Origin of the sequence: Mesorhizobium sp. M7A.F.Ca.CA.002.09.1.1, assembly GCF_003998555.1 — a bacterium.
GTDB classification, from domain to species: domain Bacteria; phylum Pseudomonadota; class Alphaproteobacteria; order Rhizobiales; family Rhizobiaceae; genus Mesorhizobium; species Mesorhizobium ciceri.
Genome location: NZ_RZRR01000693.1, coordinates 1 through 3,057, shown reverse-complemented (window position 1 = coordinate 3,057; position 3,057 = coordinate 1). Strand labels below are relative to the sequence as shown.

The window sequence follows — 3,057 nt, the reverse complement described above, 5'->3', positions numbered from 1 at the left end:
CCTGAAGGATTACGGCGTCCTCTTCGCAGAGAAGATCGGGTTGTTCGTGGCGCGCGCAGCGGAGCCCAAGGAGCTTTTCTGGGTTGCGGATACTGGCATGTCGATATTACGACCGTGTGTCCTTCGACAAGCTTGGTGGCTTCTTCAACCAGAATCTCGCCGCGGAGATCGAATCGTTATCTGCGCCGCAAAGTGCGGCCGGTGAGCGGCGTGGCCCTGCGTTCCAGTTGGCCACGGTCCTCGCTGGGACGAGCAAGTAAATGGCTTGCGCAGCAACGGTGCGATCACACCTGGAGCACGGCGTCATCAGGAAAGCGCCATCCTTGTGCGCCCACGACACCCTGGTCGCCATCGGCCGCATCGCGGGGGGGCACTGTGGGCGATAACCATTCATTGATCTGGGCGATTGAGGGTTCTGCCGGGGCGCTATTGCTGCTCGGTAGGGCTGCGGGCTGGCGAGTCTACCAAGGCGAGCAACGACAGGCGAGACGGCAGACATTACGTGACGGAACTTGATATTGCAGTGCAGCAAGCGTAGAGCACCGCGCGCTTATCGGAGTGTCGTCCATGGCCCTTACCAATGCTGGTAACGAGGCAGAACCTGTCGAACAATCGAGCCATTCTGAGGTCGAGCAGCACAGCACCAAGGCGCTGATGTTGGGCGCACTAGGTGTCGTTTATGGCGATATAGGCACCAGCCCGATCTATGCATTTCGCGAGGCGTTGCATGCATCAGCGGGTGGCAACGTCGCCAGCCGTGGCGACATCCTCGGCGTACTCTCGCTGATCATCTGGTCCCTGACGATCACCGTGACGATCAAATACATCATGTTCGTGCTCCGCGCCGACAATCGAGGCGAGGGCGGAGTGCTGTCGCTTATGGCGCTGGCGCGCAACAGTTTCCCGACCTGCTCTGCGGTGATCCTCGGCATCGGCATCGGCATCGGCATCGTCGGCGCGGCGCTTTTTTTTGGCGACGCCGTCATTACGCCGGCAATCTCGGTACTGTCGGCGGTCGAAGGTATGAATGTCGTCACGCCGACGTTCCAGCCCTATGTGGTGCCGCTGACACTGGCCATCCTGGCGATCGTGTTTGCGGTACAGCGGTTTGGCACCGGCGGCGTAGGATTGGTGTTCGGACCCGTTACCGCGCTGTGGTTCCTGGCCATCGGCCTTTCCGGGCTCAACCACATCATGGACGACCCGGAAATCCTGCTGGCAATCAGCCCGCATTACATCGTGTCGTTCCTGGTCAACTCGCCTGACGTCGCCTTCGTTACGGTTGGTGCAGTCTTCCTCGCCGTCACCGGAGCCGAGGCGCTCTACGCCGACCTCGGCCATTTCGGCCGCAAGCCGATCGTGCTCGCCTGGCTGGCGATCGTGTTCCCTTGTCTGTTGCTCAATTATGTCGGGCAAGGCGCCTTCGTGCTGGCAAATGGCGGCGTTGTCGGTCATCCGTTCTTCGAGATGAACCAGGGCTGGACGCTTATTCCGATGGTCGTGCTTGCCACGGCGGCGACCGTGATCGCCTGCCAGGCGGTGATCTCCGGCGCCTTTTCGCTGACCAGGCAAGCGGTACAGCTCAACATGCTGCCGCGTTTCGTCATCCAGCACACGTCGGAAAAACAGTCGGGCCAGATCTATCTGCCGCGCATCAACCTGATGCTGGCGCTGGTGGTGATGCTGCTGGTGGTCGGCTTCGGCGAATCCAGCCGGCTGGCCTCGGCCTACGGTATTTCGGTGACCGGCAATATGCTGGTGACGAACATACTGCTTTTTGTTGTGATGACGCGCATCTGGAAATGGCCGCTCGGCGTCGCGATAGCCTTAATGGCGGTGTTCGTCTTCATCGATACCGGCTTCTTTGCAGCTAACATCGTCAAGGTATTCGAAGGCGGCTGGGCCTCGCTTGCCATTGCCGCAGTGATCGTGATGACCATGTGGACTTGGATAAGAGGCAGCAGGTATCTATTTGACAAGACGCGCAGGAACCAGATTCCGCTCGATTTCCTTGCGGGCAATCTGTTGAAGAAGAAACCGCAGCTGGTGTCCGGTACGGCCGTGTTCCTGACCAGCGATCCCGCCAGTGCGCCGACCGCGTTGATGCACAGCCTGAAGCACTACAAGGCGCTGCACGAACAGAACGTCATCCTCTCTGTGGTGACGGCGCAGCAGCCCGTGGTGCCCGACAGCGAGCGGATCAAGATGGAAACGATCAATGAGCTGTTCATGCGGGTGACACTGACCTTCGGCTACATGGAACAGCCTAACATCCCGCGTGCGCTGGCGATCTGCCGCAAGCAGGGTTGGAAGTTCGACATCATGACGACGTCCTTCTTCCTGTCGCGTCGCTCGCTCAAGGCGTCACCCAACTCCGGCATGCCGGTGTGGCAGGACAAGCTGTTCATCGGCTTGGCGCGCACGGCCGCCGACGCGACGGAGTATTTCCAGATCCCGACCGGACGTGTGGTCGAGATCGGAACGCAAGTGGCCGTTTAGGTATGCCCGGTTAAGCAGAATCAATTGGCATTTCGCGAGCCGGTGAATGCCTGACCGGGCGGAGGCCACGATGCTTGCGCCAAACTGGGGTCCGGTTCCAGGCCTGAAGCTTCCGGCCCCGAAAGCCGTCCTTTACGCCTGCGATCATTTCCGTTCCGCATTGTCTTGCCGACCCACCAGTCGAGATGCGCTGAAACGACCTCGCCGGGCAGCAACTTATCATTTGAACCTAATCGATGTGCCGCAAGTCCGACCTTCATTCTTCAGTTCACAGGCTAGCGTTGCCAAAATCGGCGTGCCGCCTAACCGGCGCCGCACCGTGACCTGTCAGGATGCTATGCAGGCGCGAGGCAGAAGCTGGCTCGAGGCCGCCGGCCTGGTGCTGGTCCGGCAGCGGCCGGGCTCGGCCAAAGGCTTCATGTTCCTCTGGAGGATGAGACGGGTGCGGCAAACGTCGTCGTCTGGGTCAAGATCTCTCGAGAAATTCCGGCGCGTGCTTCTTGCTTCGGCCATGCTCGGCGTCCGCGGACGCATCCGACGGAAGAGGAGGTGGTGCAC

1 protein-coding gene and 1 pseudogene are annotated in these 3,057 nt (G+C 60.5%); both read left to right on the top strand.

The window, feature by feature from the left end; genetic code table 11:
• Positions 1–567: 567 nt before the first annotated feature.
• The gene (locus EN994_RS24610; RefSeq protein ID WP_063169287.1) at positions 568–2,499 is read left to right on the top strand and encodes a potassium transporter Kup; all 1,932 of its coding nucleotides are present in this window, start codon (positions 568–570) and stop codon (positions 2,497–2,499) included.
• A 307-nt stretch (positions 2,500–2,806) separates the two neighbouring features.
• Positions 2,807–3,057 (top strand): annotated as a pseudogene (locus tag EN994_RS36335) (DNA polymerase-like protein); the annotation flags it as partial.

Bases quoted from the DNA above. Each gene is read 5' to 3' on its own strand.
- EN994_RS24610 (WP_063169287.1), top strand. From the start codon at position 568: ATGGCCCTTACCAATGCTGGTAACGAGGCAGAACCTGTCGAACAATCG.